19 protein-coding genes and 1 pseudogene are annotated in these 21,318 nt (G+C 31.8%); 10 read left to right on the top strand and 10 right to left on the bottom strand.

Annotation, left to right across the window (positions count from 1 at the left end; genetic code table 11):
* Positions 1-11: 11 nt before the first annotated feature.
* Complete coding sequence (locus ES045_RS04950; RefSeq protein ID WP_147113290.1) at positions 12-944, top strand: peptidylprolyl isomerase; 933 nt, start codon at positions 12-14, stop codon at positions 942-944.
* A gap of 281 nt (positions 945-1,225) precedes the next feature.
* On the opposite strand, the gene leuB is transcribed toward ES045_RS04950, so the two are convergent.
* The 6 genes and pseudogenes from leuB to leuC all read right to left on the bottom strand — a co-directional run bounded on the left by leuB (position 1,226) and on the right by leuC (position 6,756).
* A complete protein-coding gene (gene leuB, locus ES045_RS04955; protein WP_147113292.1) occupies positions 1,226-2,281 on the bottom strand; it encodes a 3-isopropylmalate dehydrogenase in 1,056 nt (351 codons plus the stop codon).
* Between the two features lie 95 nt (positions 2,282-2,376).
* The gene (locus ES045_RS04960; RefSeq protein WP_147113294.1) at positions 2,377-3,897 is read right to left on the bottom strand and encodes an alpha-isopropylmalate synthase regulatory domain-containing protein; all 1,521 of its coding nucleotides are present in this window, start codon (positions 3,895-3,897) and stop codon (positions 2,377-2,379) included.
* A 21-nt stretch (positions 3,898-3,918) separates the two neighbouring features.
* Positions 3,919-4,242: a hypothetical protein gene (locus ES045_RS04965; RefSeq protein ID WP_147113297.1), complete on the bottom strand. Its 324-nt coding sequence runs from the start codon at positions 4,240-4,242 to the stop codon at positions 3,919-3,921.
* Positions 4,243-4,263: 21 nt separating this feature from the next.
* Positions 4,264-4,863 (bottom strand): 3-isopropylmalate dehydratase small subunit, encoded by a 600-nt coding sequence (gene leuD / locus ES045_RS04970; protein ID WP_147113299.1) that lies wholly within the window; start codon positions 4,861-4,863, stop codon positions 4,264-4,266.
* 71 nt (positions 4,864-4,934) lie between these two features.
* A pseudogene (locus ES045_RS04975) lies at positions 4,935-5,240 on the bottom strand (four helix bundle protein).
* 115 nt (positions 5,241-5,355) lie between these two features.
* Positions 5,356-6,756 carry a 3-isopropylmalate dehydratase large subunit gene (gene leuC / locus ES045_RS04980; RefSeq protein WP_147113302.1) on the bottom strand — a complete coding sequence of 467 codons (1,401 nt, stop codon included), beginning with the start codon at positions 6,754-6,756 and terminating at the stop codon, positions 5,356-5,358.
* Between the two features lie 952 nt (positions 6,757-7,708).
* Between leuC and ES045_RS04985 the strand changes: the two genes are divergently transcribed.
* From ES045_RS04985 to ES045_RS05005, 5 genes are all read left to right on the top strand, one after another.
* Positions 7,709-8,116: an NUDIX hydrolase gene (locus ES045_RS04985; protein WP_147113305.1), complete on the top strand. Its 408-nt coding sequence runs from the start codon at positions 7,709-7,711 to the stop codon at positions 8,114-8,116.
* 687 nt (positions 8,117-8,803) lie between these two features.
* Positions 8,804-10,648: a cystathionine beta-synthase gene (locus ES045_RS04990; protein ID WP_147113307.1), complete on the top strand. Its 1,845-nt coding sequence runs from the start codon at positions 8,804-8,806 to the stop codon at positions 10,646-10,648.
* Between the two features lie 195 nt (positions 10,649-10,843).
* Complete coding sequence (locus ES045_RS04995; RefSeq protein WP_147113310.1) at positions 10,844-11,524, top strand: tetratricopeptide repeat protein; 681 nt, start codon at positions 10,844-10,846, stop codon at positions 11,522-11,524.
* Positions 11,525-11,616: 92 nt separating this feature from the next.
* Positions 11,617-12,081, top strand: coding sequence for a DUF962 domain-containing protein (locus ES045_RS05000; RefSeq protein ID WP_147113311.1), 465 nt, complete (start codon positions 11,617-11,619; stop codon positions 12,079-12,081).
* 5 nt (positions 12,082-12,086) lie between these two features.
* A complete protein-coding gene (locus ES045_RS05005; RefSeq protein ID WP_147113314.1) occupies positions 12,087-12,425 on the top strand; it encodes a tRNA-binding protein in 339 nt (112 codons plus the stop codon).
* A 67-nt stretch (positions 12,426-12,492) separates the two neighbouring features.
* Here ES045_RS05005 and ES045_RS05010 read toward each other — a convergent pair whose 3' ends face one another.
* Both ES045_RS05010 and ES045_RS05015 read right to left on the bottom strand, forming a co-directional pair.
* Complete coding sequence (locus tag ES045_RS05010; RefSeq protein ID WP_004570756.1) at positions 12,493-12,651, bottom strand: YqaE/Pmp3 family membrane protein; 159 nt, start codon at positions 12,649-12,651, stop codon at positions 12,493-12,495.
* A gap of 177 nt (positions 12,652-12,828) precedes the next feature.
* Positions 12,829-15,327: a M14 family metallopeptidase gene (locus ES045_RS05015; protein WP_147113317.1), complete on the bottom strand. Its 2,499-nt coding sequence runs from the start codon at positions 15,325-15,327 to the stop codon at positions 12,829-12,831.
* A 223-nt stretch (positions 15,328-15,550) separates the two neighbouring features.
* Between ES045_RS05015 and ES045_RS05020 the strand changes: the two genes are divergently transcribed.
* A complete protein-coding gene (locus ES045_RS05020; protein WP_147113320.1) occupies positions 15,551-16,078 on the top strand; it encodes an RNA polymerase sigma factor in 528 nt (175 codons plus the stop codon).
* A gap of 108 nt (positions 16,079-16,186) precedes the next feature.
* Here the strand turns inward: ES045_RS05020 and ES045_RS05025 are convergent, their stop codons facing one another.
* Entirely contained in the window at positions 16,187-16,477 is a 291-nt protein-coding gene (locus ES045_RS05025; RefSeq protein ID WP_147113460.1) for a winged helix-turn-helix transcriptional regulator, read from the bottom strand.
* A gap of 157 nt (positions 16,478-16,634) precedes the next feature.
* Between ES045_RS05025 and ES045_RS05030 the strand changes: the two genes are divergently transcribed.
* Complete coding sequence (locus ES045_RS05030; RefSeq protein ID WP_147113323.1) at positions 16,635-17,147, top strand: VOC family protein; 513 nt, start codon at positions 16,635-16,637, stop codon at positions 17,145-17,147.
* Positions 17,148-17,253: 106 nt separating this feature from the next.
* Here ES045_RS05030 and ES045_RS05035 read toward each other — a convergent pair whose 3' ends face one another.
* Positions 17,254-18,429, bottom strand: a complete 1,176-nt coding sequence (locus ES045_RS05035; protein WP_147113326.1) for a dicarboxylate/amino acid:cation symporter — start codon at positions 18,427-18,429, stop codon at positions 17,254-17,256.
* A 253-nt stretch (positions 18,430-18,682) separates the two neighbouring features.
* Here ES045_RS05035 and ES045_RS05040 point away from each other — a divergent pair, with 253 nt between their 5' ends.
* Both ES045_RS05040 and ES045_RS05045 read left to right on the top strand, forming a co-directional pair.
* Positions 18,683-19,516, top strand: coding sequence for a helix-turn-helix domain-containing protein (locus tag ES045_RS05040; RefSeq protein WP_147113329.1), 834 nt, complete (start codon positions 18,683-18,685; stop codon positions 19,514-19,516).
* Positions 19,517-19,732: 216 nt separating this feature from the next.
* Positions 19,733-21,235 (top strand): aldehyde dehydrogenase family protein, encoded by a 1,503-nt coding sequence (locus ES045_RS05045; RefSeq protein ID WP_147113333.1) that lies wholly within the window; start codon positions 19,733-19,735, stop codon positions 21,233-21,235.
* Positions 21,236-21,318 lie beyond the last annotated feature (83 nt).

The raw sequence follows: 21,318 nt of genomic DNA on the forward strand, positions 1-21,318 counted from the left end.
AATTAAATATTATGAATAACGGTATATACGCCAAATTCACTACATCAAAAGGTGAAATTTTAGTACAATTAGAACACGAAAAAACTCCTGGAACTGTTGGTAACTTTGTTGCTTTATCTGAAGGTAACTTAGAAAATGCTGTAAAAGATCAAGGAACACCTTATTATAACGGATTAAAATTCCACAGAGTAATTCCAGATTTTATGGTGCAAGGTGGTTGCCCACAAGGAACAGGTACTGGAAACCCTGGTTATAAGTTTGATGATGAATTTCACTCAGATTTAAAACATGATGCTCCTGGAAAATTAGCAATGGCTAATTCTGGACCAGCAACAAATGGTAGTCAGTTTTATATTACACACGTTCCTACACCATGGTTAGACGGTAAACATACTGTATTTGGTGCTGTAATTGAAGGACAAGATGTAGTAGATGCCATTGCACAAGGAGACGAGTTAACTTCTGTAGAAATTGTTAGAGTTGGTGCAGCTGCAGAAGCTTTTAACGCAGTAGAAGCTTTTAGAACTTTTGAAGGGTCTAGAGAGAAGCGTGAAGCAGATGAAATAGCAAAACAAAAAGAATTGTTAGATTCTGTTGCAATTGGTTATGATGAAACTGCTAGTGGTTTGCGTTACCAAATTTTACAAAAAGGAACAGGAAAACAAGCAACAAAAGGTGCTGGAGTTTCTGTACATTATAAAGGACAATTATTAGACGGTACTGTTTTTGATTCTTCTTACAAAAGAAAAGAACCAATCGATTTTAATGTTGGTGTTGGACAAGTTATTGCTGGTTGGGATGAAGGAATTCAGTTATTACAAGTGGGTGACAAAGCTCGTTTTGTAATCCCTTCTAATTTAGCATATGGTGCTGCTGGTGCAGGAGGAGTTATTCCACCAGATGCAACACTTATTTTTGATGTTGAATTAATGGGTGTAAAATAAAACTCTTTACTTCTTAAAATATTTTAAAACCTCAAAGCTTGTAAAGCTTTGAGGTTTTTTGGTTTTGAAAAAAGAGATTTGTTTTGTTGATGTGCTGCTTAAAAAAGTGAAATTAGCTTATGGTGATTATATAGGGTTGTAATGATTAGAAACCGTCTTAATTTAGGTTTAATTTGGAAATTTGTATTAACTATAATTATATCAATTGAAAAAGCTGAACGTTCAAAACAAAAAAAGCTCTTCCAACAGGAAGAGCTTTTAATATATATAAAATCTATTTTCTAAATATTAGACGCTAACCAATCTCCTACTTCTTTTGTACCGTAAGATTTTCCTCCATCGGCTAAATCTTCTGTAACAATTCCTTTATTTAAAGCATTGTTTACAGCATCTCTAATTGCTTGTCCTTCTTCTTGTAAACCAAAGTTTTCGAACATCATTGCTGCAGATAAAACAGTTGCCATTGGGTTTGCAATATTTAAACCTGTTGCTTGTGGGTACGAACCGTGAATTGGCTCAAATAAACCAATTGTAGAACCTAAAGAAGCACTTGGCATTAAGCCCATAGAGCCAGATATAACAGAAGCTTCATCGGTTAAAATGTCTCCAAATAGGTTTTCAGTAATTAATACATCATAAGAATTTGGCCATTGTACCAAACGCATGGCAACTGCATCTACAAACTCATAAGAAACTGCAACCTCCGGATAATCTTTCTCCATAGCTTGTACTGTTTCTCTCCATAATCTAGATGTTTCTAAAACATTTGCTTTATCTACACAACATAATTTCTTAGAACGGGTCATTGCCAATTCAAAACCTTTTTTAGCCAAGCGTTGTACCTCTGCTCTTGTATACACACAATTATCGAAAGCAGTTTCTCCTCCGTCTCTTCTCCCCTTTTCACCAAAGTAAATTCCACCTGTTAATTCTCGTAAAAAAACCAAATCTGTCCCTTCAATACGTTCTCTTTTTAAAGGTGATTTATCTAACAAAGAAGGAAAGGTAAATGTTGGTCTTACATTTGCAAATAAGCCTAACTTCTTACGCATTTTTAACAATCCTTGTTCTGGTCTTACTTTTGCAGAAGGATCATTATCATATTTTGGATGCCCAATTGCACCAAATAATACAGCATCTGAAGCCATACAAATAGCATGGGTTTCATCTGGATAAGGTTCTCCAACGGCATCAATTGCAGCCGCACCTGTTAAAGCTGGTTTCCAAGTAATTTCATGGTTGAATTTTTTAGCTATTGCGTCCGATACTTTTAAGGCTTGGTCTATTACTTCTGGTCCAATTCCATCTCCTGCTAATACTGCGATATTTAATTTCATATGTTTGTTTTTTTGTCATTGCGATGCACGAAGCAATCTCTTTATTAATTTAAAAGATTATTTAAGTTATGCGTCCTTCGAAATGATAGGGTGTACTATATTATATTCAACATTTTTTCTGTGGCTTTAATTGCAGATACTGTTTGATCTGAATCTAAACCACGTGTTATAAATTCTTTTTCTTCTAGTTTCCAGGTAATGATTGTTTCACACAAGGCATCAGAATTACTTCCTGGCGGAATTCTTACTCCATAATCAATTAATGCCGGTAACTCTTTTTTACTGTACTTTTTATAAAGCTTTCTTAATGCATTTATAAAAGCATCAAATTGTCCGTCTCCTTGTGCATGTTCCTCATAAATAACCCCTTCCACCTTTAGTTTTATAGTGGTAGACGGTTGTAATCCTTTAGAATGTGTTAACACATAATTTTCTACAACAACACGTTTTTCAATGTTGTTACTGTCTAAAACATCAGAAATAATATAAGGTAAGTCTTCTTGAGAAACCACTTCCTTTTTATCTCCTAGTTCTATAATTCTTTGGGTAACTTTCTTTAAATCTTCATCATTTAAACTCAGTCCTAAATCTTGTAAGTTTTTCTGAATATTTGCTTTTCCAGAAGTTTTACCGAGTGCATATTTCCGTTTTCTACCGAAACGCTCTGGCATTAAATCGTTAAAATAGAGGTTGTTTTTATGATCTCCGTCTGCGTGAATTCCGGCAGTTTGGGTAAAAACATTGGCCCCAACAACGGGTTTATTTACAGGAATGCGAAAACCTGAAAATGTTTCTACCAACTTACTGACTTTATTTAGCGCTTTTTCATTTACAGTGATTTTTACATTGGTTAAAAAATCATTAATTACCGCAATTACACTTGCCATTGGTGCATTTCCTGCACGTTCTCCCATTCCGTTAATGGTTAAATGCAATCCGTTTGCACCTGCTTTAACAGCTTCCATTACATTGGCAACACCTAAATCATAATCATTATGACCATGAAAATCGATATGAATTGAAGGGAATTTCTGATGAACTTCACTAATAAAATTAAAAGTTTCATCCGGAGTTAAAACCCCTAAAGTATCTGGTAACAATACGCGTTCTACGTTTTGTGTTGTTAAGAAGTCTAAGTATTCAAAAACGTAATCTTTAGAATTCCGCATTCCGTTAGACCAATCTTCTAAATAGACATTTGTTTTAATATTGTGTTTAGCAGCCAACTCAATGGTTGCCTTGATGTCTGCAAAATGTTGTGCTGGTGTTTTTTTTAGCTGATGTGTTAAGTGATTTAAAGAACCTTTGGTTAGTAAATTCTGTACTTTTGCACCAGAAGTTAGCATCCAGTCGATAGATTTTCCTCCATCAACAAACGTTAACACTTCTATTTTATCTAAACAATTGTTGTCTGAAGCCCAGGAAGTTATTTTTTTAACTGCTTCTAACTCTCCTTCAGAAACTCTGGCAGAAGCTATCTCTAGTCGATCTACTTCTAACTCTTCTAATAATAACTTTGCGATCGTTAATTTTTCTGAAACTGAAAACGACACTCCAGATGTTTGTTCTCCATCCCGAAGTGTCGTATCCATTATTTCAATCTTTCTTCTTACCATTTTCATCTAATAATTAATAATCTACTTTATGAATCCAAAATAAAAAAACTTGCCAATTGTCAATACAAGAATAACAATAGCCATTATATTTTCTTCTATTTTATGTTCATTTTCAGAACTTTTAGAAGTTATAATTAATGATACTATAGAACCTAAAATAAGACCTAGATAAATATCATAATCAAAAAAAATCCATACAGTAACTATTGGAATGCCAATTAGAATTGGCAAAGAATTAGAATTATTTCCATTAATTGATGATGAAGCTATTTTAATTCCAACAATTGTTACAATTAAAGTAATTGCAAATTGAATGAAGTCGCCAAAAGAATCTAAAATATCCATACATCAATTTAAAAATAGTTTTTAAAATGGTCTTGTTTTAGCAAATTCTGTAATCTCGTTTTCGATGTTTTTTAAGTAATCAATATCATCAAAACCATTCAACATATTGTCTTTTTTGTACGTATTAATTACAAAAAATTCAGATTCACCTGTTGCAACTAACGTTACTGTTTGGTTTGGTAAATCAACTTTAATTTCTGATTTAGGATCTGCCATAATTGCTGCAAATAAAGTATCTGCAAATTCAGCGGAAACCTGCACAGGTAAAACGCCTACGTTTAAACAGTTATTCTTAAAAATATCTGCAAATGCTGATGAAATTACACAACGCAACCCGAAATCATACACAGACCAAGCTGCGTGCTCTCTAGAAGAGCCAGAACCAAAATTTCTACCACCAACTAATATTTTAGAACCTGCATAGATTTCTTTGTTTAAAGGAAAATCTGCTTTTGGTGTTCCGTCTTGGTTGTATCTCCAATCACGAAAAAAGTTGACATCAAAATCTACACGCTCTGTTGCTTTTAAGAAACGAGCAGGAATTATTTGATCTGTATCTACATTCTCTATTGGTAATGGATATGCTGTACTGGTTAATACATTAAATTTATCGTAAGCCATGTTGTTTATTTAGCTTTTTGCTTTTCGCTGTTTGCCATTCGCTGATCACTCTTGACTAACTACTAAAGCGGTTATTTTAATTTACTTATTAATCTGTTTAAACTTCTTTTTAATTGATTTACTTTTTCAATTAACTTTTCTATTGATTCTAGTTCTACTAATTTTAAATCTTTTATCAAAATCAAAAAATATTCTAATTCTGTTGCCGATCCATTTGCGATTACTAAAAATTATTTAAACTCTTTTTCTGATTCTCTTCCACATCCTTCTGCAATATTTACCAGGACGGAAGAAGAACATCTTCTCATCTGACTCGTTAATCCAAATAATTCTTCTTTAAGAAATTGTTTTGAAATTCTATAGACATGTAATCTCATGTCCTAACTCCCAAACTTGATATTTTCTAAAGTTTCTCATATTTATTTTGAAAGCCTTTCGTTTGTTAGCCTTTTGCAATTAGCTAAAAAGCCAACTCGCCAATAGCAAACGTTGCTAGTCTACTAGCAATGTTCGTGGATCTGTAACCACCCCTTCAACCGCAGAAGCTGCAGCAACTAAAGGTGATGCCAATAATGTTCTAGAGCCTGGTCCTTGTCTTCCTTCGAAGTTTCTATTTGATGTAGAAACAGATAATTTTCCTGAAGGAACTTTATCATCATTCATTGCCAAACATGCTGAACAACCAGGTTCTCTTAAAACAAAACCTGCGTCTGTAATAATTTTATCTAAACCTTCTGCTTTTATTTGATCTACTACCTTATGCGAACCCGGTACTAACCAAGCAGTAACATTGGGTGCTTTTTGTCTTCCTTCAACGATAGAACAAAAACCTCTAAAGTCTTCTATTCTACCATTTGTACAAGAACCTAAAAATACAAAGTCAATTTCTTTACCAATCATAGAATCGCCTTCATTAAAAGACATGTATCCTAAAGATTTTCTGTAGGTTTCTACGCCACCTTTTAAGCTTTCTGCTGTTGGAATCGATTTTGTTACGCCCATTCCCATTCCTGGGTTTGTTCCGTAGGTAATCATTGGTTCAATATCGGAAGCATCGTACGTAAACTCTACGTCAAATTCTGCATCTTTTGCTGTATATAAAGTATCCCAATACTTCATCGCTTTGTCCCAAGCCGCTCCTTTCGGAGTTTGAGCACGTCCTTTAATATATTCGTACGTTTTTGCATCTGGTGCAATCATACCGCCACGTGCGCCCATCTCAATAGATAAATTACACACCGTCATTCTACCTTCCATAGACATGTCACTAAAAACATCTCCTGCATACTCAACAAAATAACCTGTTGCACCAGAAGTTGTTTGTTTTGCAATAATGTACAAAGCAACATCTTTAGGCGTTACACCCAAACCTAATTTTCCGTTTACATTGATACGCATCGATTTAGGTTTCGATTGCATAATACATTGTGTAGACAAGACCATTTCTACTTCCGAAGTACCAATACCAAAGGCAATGGCACCAAAAGCACCATGAGTTGATGTGTGAGAATCTCCACAAACAATCGTTGCACCTGGTAATGTAATTCCGTTTTCTGGACCTACTACATGTACAATTCCGTTATTTTTATCTCCTAAACCCCAATGCGTAATGCCGTGTTTTTTAGCATTGTTTTCTAAAGCATCTAACTGATTTGCAGACAAAGGGTCTGCCACCGGTAAATGTTGATTTATGGTTGGTGTATTGTGATCTGCTGTTGCGAATGTACGCGCAGGATATACAACACTGTTCCCTCTGCTTTCTAAACCTAAGAAAGCTACCGGACTTGTAACTTCGTGGATAAAATGACGGTCTATAAAAAACACATCTGGTCCGTCTTTAACTTGACGAACAACGTGTGAATCCCATACTTTGTCAAATAATGTATTTGCCATTTGTTTGTTCTTTAATTATTCAAATTATAATCAGTTACCAAAAATAGGGTTTTAAAGTGTTTTGTTGTTGTTAAAATGTTTCTAGTATTATTTCTAACCGTTAAAGAAACTTTTATTTATTTGATTACTAGCAAAATACATTGTTTTAGAATACGATGTCTATTCATTTTAGAAGTTGCTGCCAGTTCAAGATATTTCGTTTTTGGGCGAAGTTGTATCGAGCACTTTTGTTATATTATAATATGATGAAAAAGTATTTTATTTAATTCAGTAAAAATATTTCCATATCGGATGATCCCCCAGTCTAGTCGAAAATAACATTTAGATACTTGTTGTTCTATATTCTTTGAGTTTTTACTTAAAATCATTAGAGTTAGTTTTAGTATTCTAAGTTTAGTAACTTCCTTGTGTAGTTACAAGCAAAAGCAATATTTTGAATGCACTTCCTAATTTTATTTACTTTTAAAATAGTATTGCTGTTTATAACTTCAGACAAATATTTAGAAAAATAATCAGCATGCATTTGATAATTTAGTAGTTTTATAAATTGAATTCTTCCTTTTTATTATGAAGGAATTTCTAAATAAAAATTGAATAGTTTAAGTATATTTTCCTTGTATGGAAGAGATGAAATTAGGAATATTTATTTAACATTATTTTATTTTAATGTTATTGAGTTGATCAAAGGAAGATATATGACATAAAGAGTGAACATCCCTTTATGAGACGAAAATGAAAAGATTTTTATTAATTGAACTCTAGGTTCTTAATCGCTTTAAAAAATTCATTATTCATTTCGGGTAACAATAATTATAAATCAACAGATTGCTTCGTTCCTCGCAATAATGGCTATCTTTAGTTCTATAAGAATCAATATTTAAAAGATTTACTAAAATAAAAACTTTATTTAATTCTCTTTCATTAATACCTTTATATAACTTCTGAAACAAAAATGAAAACTCCAAAAGAAATCGACAAAATAGCTTTTATAGAAATCAAAGAAGGAAAAATACTAAGCACAAAGTCTAAAGGAAAAATGAAATATTACATTCCTGGAGGAAAACGTGAAAGCGGAGAAAGTGATGTACAAACCCTCACTAGAGAAATAGCAGAAGAACTAAGTGTTGCAATTACACCAAATACTACAGAATACATAGGAACATTTTCTGCACAATCAGATGGTGCAAAAGAAGGGATACAGGTTCTTATGACGTGCTACAAAGCAACATATACAGGCAACCTGAAAGCCAGTAGTGAAATTGAAGAAATACGTTGGTTAAACTACAGTAACCTCGATATTATTTCTGAAGTTGATAAAAAAATATTCTCATTTCTTCACGAAAAAGGAGAGTTGAAATAAATAAAAGGTTGTTATTTAGAGATGTGTAGGAGAAGTCTTTGAGATTCCTAAATCGCTAAAAAGCTCCTTTTAGAATGACATGCACACTCTAAATTTAAAGATAAATAAGATCTCTTTTGAATGTTGATGATAAGAAAACCTATTCTTTCGAACGATATAGCAGAAATACTCTTGAGATTCCTCAATCGCTAAAAAACTCATTTCGGAAAGACATGTACTCTCTAAATTTAAAAATAAATAATATCTCTTTTAAATTTTGATGATAAGAAAACCTATTCTTTCGAACGATATAGCAGAAATACTCTTGAGATTCCTCAATCGCTAAAAAAGCTCATTTCGAAAAGACATGCACTCTCTAAATTTAAAAATAAATAAGATCTCTTTTGAATGTTGATGATAAGAAAACCTATTCTTTCGAACGATATAGCAGAAATACTCTTGAGATTCCTCAATCGCTAAAAAAGCTCATTTCGGAATGACATGCATACTTTTTATTGAATAGTTGGTTTTCTCCACAGCAGAATAAAATTATTGTTTTATAAATAGAGATTGCTTTTACTTTTACCTCGTGACAGATTATAGCCTAGAACTGTCATGTACTGGTTATTTTCGATTGATAAAACATGCTATAATACTTCAAAAAATTCTAATTAATGTATCTTTGCTATCTATTAAAAAATGAAGATTATGCAAGATCAAAAAATGATTAATTATATAAAAGATGTCCTAGAAAATATGCCAACGGGTTGGTTAAATCTAACAACACATCGATTAGATATTTATGATGAAAAGCTGGCTAAAACTCAATTTTTAGATCAGTTTAAAACCTTATTTCAAAACAATAATTCTAATGCTGCGGCACTAAATGAATTACCAACTGCTTACGATTATATTCGATTAGGGCACCCTTTGTCTTGTATTTTAGAATGGGCAATAGGAAGCCTAAATAAAGTAAAATCAGACAATGTAATAACTTTTTCTTCGCAAACCATTCCTGTATTAGCAATTCTTAGAAAAAACTTATTAGAACATAAGAATACTCAAATAAATTATAAAGGTGAATTACCAGCCTTTTTTGATGCTGACATTCTTCGAAATGTTTATGGTTATAATTTTGAGTTACAGAAAGTAGAAAATGTAGAAGCTATTTCCGAATTTGACGGAAGTACCATTTTTATGGAAGCGCAGGAGACAGTTTGTAACTTTAAGCTTACCAAAAACATTGACTTCTTTATAAACACACATGCCCAATTAGGTAGTATTTTGATAGTGAATGGTGCAGAAAATGAAACATATATTTCAGACATTCAGCATGTAAGAAGAAGAGAAACCATTGCAATGTCTCCGATTAATTCTCTTGTTGCCTTAAAATCATTAATTACTCATTCTTCCGTAAAAGTTGAAAATAGTAATTTAGAATCTAATAAAACAGCTGTTTTAAAATCGATTAAAGAAATTACGGGTACAACGATAAAACCTTTAGTAGGTTCTTGTGGGTTGTCTATTCAATATGCCATTATGATGGGGTTGATTGATGATGCTTTAGAAAAACACCAAGGAAAGGCTATTAAAATTATTGTTCCTCCAAATTGTTACGGTGGCACAAATGACCAGGCAAGACGTGTTGCTGCTTGTTTAGATACTGTTGAAATAGTAGATTTACCTGTAGATGGCGATAATGACATGGTACAAAGTATTGATACCGTTTTGGCTAAAATTGCGAAAGAAGATGGTGTACCTTATATTATTGCTGAAATCCCTACAAACCCAAGGGTTGAGGTGCCAGATCTTTTAAAACTAAAAGAGGTTTTAAGTAAAAAACGTACAACTGCAAATGGCGCTATTGCTATTGACCCTGTTTTTATTTTAGACCAAACTTTTTGTCCGAATGTACATTTCTTAGGAGAAAATGCCATCTTATCATCCATTAGAACCATTTCTTATGCGAGTGGATCAAAATTTCCTAGTGGCGGAAAATGTACTGCTGGTTATTGTGTAGGAAATATAAAAACAGCAACTTTAATGGAGAAAATTAATTTGCACCTAAAACTTTGCGATAATGAAGCGACGACACTTCAAATGGAAATATTAGCAGAACAATTGCCTTCTATGAATCAAAGAATTGCAGATGCTTACGTAAATACTCGTGATTTTGTAAACTTTATTACTGCTGCGCTTCCATCAGCAAAAATTAATTTTGTCTCAGAAGAATTGGCAGAAGAAGGTTTTACACCATCCGTTTTTTCATTAGACCTTCCTACAAAAGGAACTACAGATACAGAAAGAGAGTCATACAAAAGAGCATTGAATTTGAAGTTAATCAATTTAATGATTACAGAAATTCCTAATGAAAGTAAATTCTGTGTAAGTTACGGACAATTAAATGGGTGTTATTGGACCATACCTGCAACCTCTACACAAGGTACTACTAAAGAAGGTGACAAAGATTATATTGTACGTGCGTCACTTTCTCCTAATCTAGATATTGAACTTCATAAAAAAGTTTTTTTAGATTTTGTTAAAAATATATAATACCTAAAACTGTCTAAGTAAAATAAAAGTTGTTATTTCTTTAGAAATGAAATCTTAATCGTTTCTAAAGAAATAACATCATTCTTCTAAATGTTTTGTAATTAATTTCAACTAATCTTCAATTTATTCGAACTACTTGTAACAAAACCTATAAATTGGTCGTCTATTCTTAAAGAACTAAGCTACCAACCTATTATGAAAAATTTTCTTATTCCTTTACTTCTATTTGTTTTATGCATAAGTTGTACATCAACAAAAAATTCAGATGAATTTATAACCAAAACAACTGGACGATATTTATTCAATGCTAACGAAGTTATAGAAGTCTATTTCAAAGACAAAGAGTTATTGATAAAATGGCGCGGTAAAGAAGGTATTCAACCTTTAAAAATAAACGATAGTTCTTTTTACATGAAAGAGTTAAATGAGAAAATGATCTTTATAAGTCTGCCTAAAACTCATATTAAATTGGCAGAAAAAACAGAACATAAAGGTGTAGAATATCTTTTTCATAAAATGAAAGCTGGTGACAAAACACCCACGGAATATTTTGAAGCTAAGAATTATGACAAAGCTTTAAAAGCATTCTTAGAAATTAAAAAACAAGACTCCTTAAGTCCGGTAATTAAACAGTATACTATGAATAGAACTGGGTATAATTATATGAAAAATAACGAATTTGAAAAAGCTATTGAAATCTTAAAAATAAACACTCATCTATATCCAAAAAGCTCTAATACTTTTGATAGTTTAGGCGATGCATTTTTAAAAGCAAAAGATACTGCAAATGCCATTGAAAATTACAATAAATCTTTGTCTATAAATTCTGAAAACAGCAGCTCTTTAAGAATGTTGAAGAGAATTAACAAAGAATAATGCCGTTACAAATGCTAAATACAGCGCTATTATAATTTTAATTTTCTATTTACTTAAAATACTCATACCTTTAAAATCTAATCTTTAAAAGAATGAAATCTGCAAAACAATGGTTTGATGATTATGCTAAAAGCCATCAAAATGAAACCAACCAACAAGTACATTACATTTGTGTTCCTATAATCTTTTTTAGTGTAATAGGGCTTTTAATGAGCATACCAAACCTATTTCTAGAAAAATCATTTGGTCTAAACAATCCATTAATCGAAAATTGGGCGGCTGTTACTGGCGTTCTAATCTCTTTTTTTTATTTGCGTTTAGGTTTCTGGTATTTTATAGAAATGTTGTTTGTAATACTGCTTTGTATTATTGGCAACTTCTGGTTAGGCAATACTGTTAATCTTCTCTACGCATCTATAATTATCTTTGTTGTAGGTTGGATTGGACAATTCTGGGGACATAAGGTTGAAGGAAAAAAACCTTCTTTTGCTAAAGATTTACAGTTTTTATTGATTGGACCACTTTGGGTGATTCAGAAATTAGGTAAAAAGAAATAACAAGTATGAAAGAAGCAATAACCTTTGAAGATTTTCTGAAAGTAGATATTAGAATAGGAACTATTATTGAAGTAAACGATTTTCCGAAAGCAAGAAAACCTGCCTACCAATTAAAAATTGATTTTGGACACCTAGGTATCAAAAAAACAAGTGCTCAAATTACAGACTTATACTCTAAAAAAGATTTATTAGATAAACAAGTTTCTGCTATTGTAAACTTTAAACCAAGACAAATTGCCAATTTTATGAGTGAGGTTTTAGTTTTAGGAATATATAATACCGAAGGAAACGTTGTATTATTAAAAGCTTCTAAGGCTGTTAAAAATGGTGAACAGGTTTCTTAACGTCATTTCGAAAGAAGAATGGCTGAAGTAATATTTCACACAAATTTCGATTTAAATAATTAAATTTTTAATATTTAGGATTATTTAAAATAACTAAGGCTCCAATTATCCCAGGAATCCAGCCACAAAGCGTTAATAAAAAAATAATAAAGAAAGAGCCACAACCTTTATCTATCACAGAAAGTGGCGGAAAAATAATAGCAAATAATACTCTAAAAAAACTCATTATATAATTTTAGTTGGTTATACTCTATAGACGAACGATACACTATTTTGTTACTCTTTTTAATGAAAAAAGTAGTAAAACAACCGTATTTATATAAAATACAGCTACTTTACTACTTAAAATATGTTCCACTCTATTTTCTCTGTTTGTTAAAACTGAAAACTGAGAATAAAAAAACTACATCTTATCCCCGAAGAAAATAGCATTCATCAATAACTTATTTGTTCCGTACCAAAAAGCTCTAAAATTGGTATTGTCTGTAAAAATAATAACGCGACCGCTGCCCATTCTTTGTACTTTAAAAGGAACGGTATTTTTAATCACATTTGCATTTTCCTTAGAAATATAACCACTTAATAACGGGTTAGAAGTATACTGAATAGGATTGTTATAACTACGTTTATCTGCTTTTATAAATAAAGTAGAGTTTCTAAATAAGGCTAATTTCTCATTTTTATATCCAAAATTTATGGGATGAGATCGGTCTACATTTGCTTCAAAAATTGCACCACCAATAACCTGCGCACCCGATCTTAAAGATTTATTCTCAAAAGAAACAGCTTTAATGGTATCTGTTTTTACTTTATCAAACGTTACATCTATAAACTTACTACTAGACAACCATCTTGCTGTATTTTTATATCCAATTAGAATTCCGCCATTTTTAACCCAAGTACTTAATTTTTCTTCTGCTGGTTTTCCTAAATTATAACTACTAGGCACCACAATTGTGGTGTATTTACTTATATCTACTCTGGTAAAATAACGCATATCTAAACGCGTTAAAGCCATATCAAAACGTTGGTCTAACAAATGCCAAATTTCTCCAGAATCGTTTCCAGCAATTCCGTCTCCAACTAACATCGCTACTTTTTGCTTTTTAATATTGCTAAAATTATTACTTCCTAAATCAATACCATCATTTAAACCAGTAGTAACTCCGTTTATAGAAACATGACTTTCTTGCGCTATTTTTTGTAAAAATTGAAACAATTCTAAGGCATTTAATTCTTGGTTCTGAACGGGTATAAAAATGGTTCCGTAGTCATAAGAATTATTCCCATTTTTAAAGTTCTTCATAGAAACTTTTGCTCGCAAATCTTTTTGTAAAATAGCGTTTAAAGCTTTAGGAGTATAGTATTCGTTCCAAGCCATTAAATACCCATAATCACTTTTAAAAGAAACAACACCTTCTTTCATTTTTAAATCTAGAATCTCATTCCCGGCTTTAGAAAGAGCAATGTTCTCTGCAAAATCTACACCAAAAGCATGGTTAAAAGTCCATGCAGAAACATCATAAAACAAACTGTCTTTAAAAGTTGTTCTTACATCGAACATGGCTTTTACCAAACGATGATTCTTCTGATTCATAGGAACTACATAACTGTATCCTTTTTTAAACGTTTTTCCATTTTGCGTAAAATTGTCTTTTACATTATGAATTTTAATTTGATGACGTTTTAGAACTTCTGCTAAATGATAACTCTTTGCAGCATCTTTTTCATCACCAAAAACAATTGCTTTATTAATACCAGTATTTCTAGATTCTTTATAAAAATCTTGTTGATATTGTAAAATTTTAGTTCTCATTTTTCTACCCGCTTCTAAAGTAGATAAAGCAGCAGTAAACTGATTTCTAATCGTAAACGGAAATGTTAAAACACCATTGATAGTTTCTTGTGCATGACCTCTAGAGCTTCCTTGTTCAAACAAAATACCAATACCTCCATTAATGTCTGGAAATGTTGAACCTTTTCCATAATAAAAATCGTCAAAACTTTCTTCGGAATAATATAGAGAACCTATTTTATCTAGTGCTTTTGCATGATAGGTTCCTATTTCTTTCGTTAAATCCTGATTCATTTGTGGTGTCAACGGATTTGTTCTACTCGGAATTCCCGGTTGAAAAAAGAAACTAGAATTGCTTCCCATTTCATGATGATCTGTTAAAATATTTGGCAACCATTTATGAAAACTTGCTATTCTTGCTTTGCTTTCTGGTAATTGTACAGGCAACCAATCTCTGTTCATATCAAACTGATAATGATTGGTTCTTCCACGAGGCCAAATTTCTGAATATTCCCTATCGTTAGGATCTGGGTTTATGTTTTTACTTCTGTTGGTATTTGCCCAATATGCAAAGCGTTGCAAACCATCCGGATTTAAAGAAGGATCGAATAAAACAACAGTATTATTTAATAAATCATCTACTGCAGCTCCTTGTGCAGCAGCTAAATAATAAGCAACAGCCAACGCAGCATTAGAACCACTTGGCTCATTTCCATGAATAGAGAAACCTTGGTACACTACAATAGGATTCTTAGAAACGTCTACCGAATTATTATTGGTTGCTTCAATATGATTTTTTCTAATATTCTCTAAATTCTGATGATTATCTGGAGAAGTAATTGTTAAAAGTAACAAAGGTCTGTCTTCATAGGTTTTCCCTCTATCTTCAACAGAAATTCTATCTGAAGAAGCTGCCAAAGCCTTCATATAGGTTACCAACTTATCATGTGTAATATGCCACTCACCTACTTCATGACCAATAATAGATTTTGGCGTAGGAATGTTTTGATTATAAGTAACGTCTTGGGGTAAATAATAAGATAAATCTACCTCTTGAGCCGAGACCGAAAAGGAAGTAAGTAATAAAAATAGTAGTAGTTTTTTCATATTTGATAAGAGTTTGGTTATCCTACAAATATAGGAATTCAGAAATCGTAATTTTATTCTTTAACAACACATTAACTACTTTAATCAAATAAAAATGAGAAGTTTTGTAATTATTGAAAGTTAAAATGTTAAAATAATTTATGTTTAAAACGTTCAAATGATTTCTATATGAGTTAATAATGAGATTTCTTCGGATGTACTTTGCAAGGACATAAAATACTTAATGACAAAATTAGACAAATTAGTACTAGATTTTCAGAATAAAAATATTGCAGCTTTCGAAAAATTATACAACATGTACTATAAAAGTATTCATGGCGTAATTTATAATTTGATAAGAGACACGGAAATTGCAAATGAATTAACACAAGATGTTTTTTTAAAAGCTTGGAATAATTCTGGAAAATATTCTTCAAAAAAAGGAAGAATTTTTACTTGGTTATTATGTATGGCTAGAAACACAGCGATCGATAAATTGAGGTCTAAAGACTATAAAAATTCCAAAAAAAATATTATCTCAGAAGAGCTGTTAAAAAACATTGAATGTGATGAAAATTTCAATGTACTTACAAATACCATTGGTCTTAAAAAATTGGTATCTACTTTAGAAATATCTCATAAAAAAATAATCAACCTAATTTATTTTAAAGGATATACACATAAAGAAACTTCAGAAGCATTAAATATTCCTTTAGGAACGGTAAAAACAAGAAACAGAAACAGTTTAAAAATATTGAAACTTCTTTTTTAATAATACTGTTGCAACTAATTTTTACACCGTGATAATACCTATTTGGTAATTTATTAGGATTAAAAATAATTCTAATAATCTCGTAAGTAGGTAGTTTCAAAAATTATACTAGCTATTTTTCTGCTTTTTTTCGCCATCCTTTAAACCCCATTTATCTAGACTTCTTAAAATACTTTCGAGTGAACTGCCTCTATTCGTTAATTTATATTCTACTTTAGGAGGTACTACAGGAAATACTTTTCTAGAAATAAGTCCGTCTTTTTCTAACTCTCTAACAGTTTGTGTAAACATTTTATTCGAAATACCTTCAATGTGTTTTTGTAATATTCCAGAACGCAAACCACCTTCTAATAAATGAAATAAAATTAAAGGTTTCCATTTTGTTCCTATTAAATGCATTGTATATTGTAAAGGACAATTATTATTTTTAATCAAAATTATGTTTTTATACTATTGATAATCATTATTTTACTCTTTTTAGCAAGTATAGCACTTTTTAGTAAGTTATTGCCTATTAGGCAAATATAATCTAATTTTGCACTCTAAATTAAAAGACATGACACCTAATAAAAATTATCCAAAATCATTCTCACATATCGGGCTTACAGTTCCTAACATAAATGAAGCCGTAAAATTCTATTCAGAAGTAATGGGTTGGTATGTAATTATGGAACCTTCTACAGTTAAAAAAGAAAGAGAAACTGCCATTGGCCAAATGTGTATTGATGTTTTTGGTAACGATTGGACTCAATTTGAAATTGCACATTTAGCAACTTCAGATGGCATTGGAATTGAATTATTTTCTTTTCCGAACGGAATAAAAGAAGCTCCGGAGTTTAACCCTTTTAATACCGGACTTTTTCATTTTTGCATACAAGACCCAAATATCGAAGATCTTATCGCTAAAATTGTATCCTACGGAGGAAAGCAACGCATGCCGATTAGAGCATACTATCCTAAAGACAAACCCTTTAAAATGTGTTATGTTGAAGATCCTTTTGGTATTGTTTTTGAGATCTACACGCATAGTTATGAGTTAACATATTCTTCTGGTGCTTATTCGAAATAAGGATTATATTAAGTAAATAATACCATATAATTTTGAATATAAAAAGGCCGTTAAATCTTAATATTTAACGGCCTTTTTATATATTTTAACTGATATTATTAGGTCTTTAGACAACCAACTTTTGCTTGGTAATTTTATTTACCACTATAGAAATAGCGCCATCTCCGGTAACGTTACAAGCAGTTCCAAAACTGTCCATTGCAATATACAAAGCAATCATTAAACCTAACATTTCTTCGTTAAAACCTAACATCGATTGTAAAATTCCTACAGCTGCCATAATTGCTCCTCCAGGAACACCTGGTGCTGCAATCATTGCAATTCCTAGCATAAAAATAAAACCAGCAAAAAGGGTAAAACTAAAAGGCATTCCTTCTAAAATCATTAAAGCCATTGCACAAGCCGTAATTTTCATAATACTACCAGACAAATGAATGGTTGCACATAACGGAATAACAAATCCTGCAATTTTCTCTGAAACTCCATTTTTTAAACATTGCTCTAAAGTTACGGGTATGGTAGCAGCAGAAGATTGTGTACCCAATGCAGTAAAATATGCAGGCATCATTGTTGCCAATAATTTTAAAGGATTCTTCTTTATAAGTGCACCTGCAATTGTATATTGAAGTAACAATAATAAGATGTGTAAGGCGAAAATAACGCCAATAATACTTATAAATACAGATAATATAGAGAATACCTTTCCGCTAAAAGACATACTTGCAAATATTCCTAAAATAAATAAAGGCAATAAAGGAACAATTACATTTTCTATAAGTTGCATTATTATCTTCTGAAAATCTCTAACCACGAATTTTAAAGTTGATTTTTCTTGATATGACAAACCTAAGCCAATAACAAATGCCAAGACCAAAGCCGTCATAACATCTAATGCTGGCGGAATGGTGATGCTAAAATAGGGCAATAATTCACGACCAGAATCTGCAATTAGTGCAGCATCATTTACATGAGATTCTAAAAGTTGAGGAAATATGTTTGAGGCCGTAAAATACGTCATAAACCCAGAAAATAAGGTAGAACCATACGCAATAGCTGCTGTTAGTAATAATAATTTACCAGCGCCTTTTCCTAAATCAGAAATTGCTGGCATTATAAGTCCCATGATAATTAACGGAATAGCAAAGTTTAAAAACTGTCCGAAAAACGAATTAAAAGTTGTAAAAATTCTGTTTACAGATTCTGGTAAATACAAACCAAAAACAATACCTAAAACGATGGCAAGAAAAACTTTAAATAATAAATTTGAAAATAAACGTTTCATATTATATGCTAATTAGTAAAAGACTTTAAGTGTCTTCTTTAAAATTATTTTAAGTGCGCAATATACAGCCAATGTAATAAAGTAGGTTGTAATGAGTATTTTTTTTCTTTCTTAACATACTTTATATCTACCCTTTTTAAACACGTATCAAACAAATCTTTATACTTTAAGAGTGTGTTTATGAAATGGTCGTCTCTTTTTTTAGTAATTTTGATGTCGCACCAACTTTAAAAACAGACTAAAACTTACAATTATGCCTATAGAAAATATTCCTGAGATTTATTTTGAGAAGAAAAACAAACCACAAGACATATTTGTTTATGATTTTAAAATGACGAACGATGTTGTAAAAAGTAAAGTTAATTTAAGTATGAATATGTTTAGCTTTCTTCAAGTGGGAAAAAAGCAAGTACATTTTGCGAATACTTCTAAAGCTGTAAATAACAAGCAATCTTTATTATTAAAAAAGGGAAATTGGTTGTGGACAGAATTATTAGAAACTGAAGCTATTTATTATTGCAAGCTTTTCTTTTTTTCTGAAAAGAAACTCACCGATTTTTTAAGTAAATATACCAATGATGTAAAACCCTATAAAGAGGATGTGCCTTATTTTGTGATTGAAAACGACGCTTATATTGCTGCTTTCATTACCTCTCTCTCTTCGAATACTTTTACAGATCATAGTTTTAGTGATGCTTTATTGGTTTTAAAATTTGAAGAGATTATGTTGTATTTACTCAATAAATACGGGTCTAGTTTCGAGTATTATTTACATTCTTTAATATCTAAAGAGGTTTCTCCTTTTAAGAGCATTGTAGACAGTAATGTACATTCTAATTTAAAACTAGAAGAAATTGCTTTCTTATGCAACATGAGTTTATCAACATTTAAACGTCATTTTACAAACGAATATAAAGAACCACCCGGAAAATGGCTTCAAGACAAACGCTTGCAAAAAGCAAAAGAATTGTTACAAGCAGGAGACTTAAAAGCCTCTGATATTTATTTAGATATTGGCTATAACAACCTGTCTAACTTTAGTGTAGCCTTTAAAAAGAAGTTCGGAATTAGTCCAACAGATATTTAAAATAAAAAAGAAACACAATTAATTAATTGATTTAAAGTAAATTAAACCCATAACAACTCTTTCCTTAAAAAAATAAAACAACATTGACCTTTTTTCATAAGTTATTGAACCGTATCAATAAATAGCAAGGTAACAACCCAACGTACATTTGTATCATAATTAAAAACGCTTGTTTTGGCAAGCATAATTTAAGAATCTAATTTAAAATATATAATTATGGCAAATGTAACTAAACCTGTATTCAAAGAAAGATATGGGAATTTTATTGGCGGTAAATTCGTAGCTCCCGTAAAAGGTGAGTACTTCGATAACGTATCTCCAGTAGACGGTAAAGTATTTACACAAGCAGCGCGTTCAACGCAAGAAGATATCGATCTTGCTCTTGATGCAGCACATGATGCGTTTCCTTCTTGGAGCACATCTTCTGCAACAGAACGTAGTAATGCGTTGTTAAAGATTGCACAAGTAATGGAGGATAACCTAGAATACTTAGCAACTTTAGAGACGATTGATAATGGAAAACCTATTCGTGAAGCTCGTGCAGCAGATATTCCTTACTGTGTGGATCACTTCCGTTATTTCGCAGGTGTTATTCGTGCAGACGAAGGAAGTATTTCTGAGCATGACAAAGACACATTAAGCATCGTTTTAAACGAACCAGTTGGTGTTGTTGGTGAAATCATCCCTTGGAACTTCCCAATGTTAATGTTAGCTTGGAAAATAGCGCCAGCTTTAGCAGCAGGTTGTACAGCGGTTGTAAAACCAGCAGAACAAACGCCTACAAGTGTTATTGCTTTAATGGAACTTATTGGTGATATTTTACCAGCAGGTGTATTAAACATTGTAACTGGTTTTGGTGGCGAAGCTGGACAAGCTTTGGCAACATCTAAACGTATTGCAAAACTTTCTTTTACTGGTTCTACAGAAACAGGTCGTAAAGTTTTACACAATGCAGCAGAAAACATTATTCCAGTAACAATGGAATTAGGTGGTAAATCTCCAAACATTTTTTTCCCTTCTGTAGCAGATAAAGACGATGAGTTCTTTAGTAAAGCTGTTGAAGGTGCTTTAATGTTCGCATTAAATCAAGGGGAAATTTGTACAACTCCATCACGTATTTTAGTGCACGAAGATATCGCTGATCTTTTTATCGAAAGAATGCAAGAACGTTTAAAGTTAGTTCAAAAAGGAAATCCATTAGATCCTGAAACGATGATTGGTTCTCAAGTGTCTAAAGCACAATACGACAAAATATTAGGTTATATTAACATCGGGAAAGAAGAAGGTGCAGAAGTATTAGCTGGTGGAGACGCTGGAAATTACGACGGTGAAATTTCTAACGGATACTACATACAACCTACTGTTTTAAAAGGAAAGAACAATATGCGTGTATTCCAAGAAGAAATTTTTGGTCCAATTGCAGCTTTAACAACATTTAGTTCTACTGAAGAAGCTATCGCAATCGCAAATGACACTCCTTATGGTTTAGGTGCAGGTGTTTGGTCTCGTGATGCACACGAATTATTTCAAGTGCCTCGTGCTATTAAAGCCGGTAGAGTTTGGGTAAACCAATACAATACCTATCCTGCTCATGCTCCGTTTGGTGGTGTGAAAGAATCAGGATTTGGTCGTGAAAACCACAAAATGGCTTTAGATCATTACCGTGTTGTAAAAAACATGCTAATATCTTACGACAAGAAACCTATGGGATTCTTTTAATTAGAACTTTATATTACAAGTTTATAAATAAAACCCCGGCCTTACCGGGGTTTTATTGTTTTTATCTTAGATCAAACGTAAAC

The sequence above is a fragment of the Polaribacter sp. IC073 genome (assembly GCF_007997075.1).
In the GTDB taxonomy this organism is placed as follows: domain Bacteria; phylum Bacteroidota; class Bacteroidia; order Flavobacteriales; family Flavobacteriaceae; genus Polaribacter.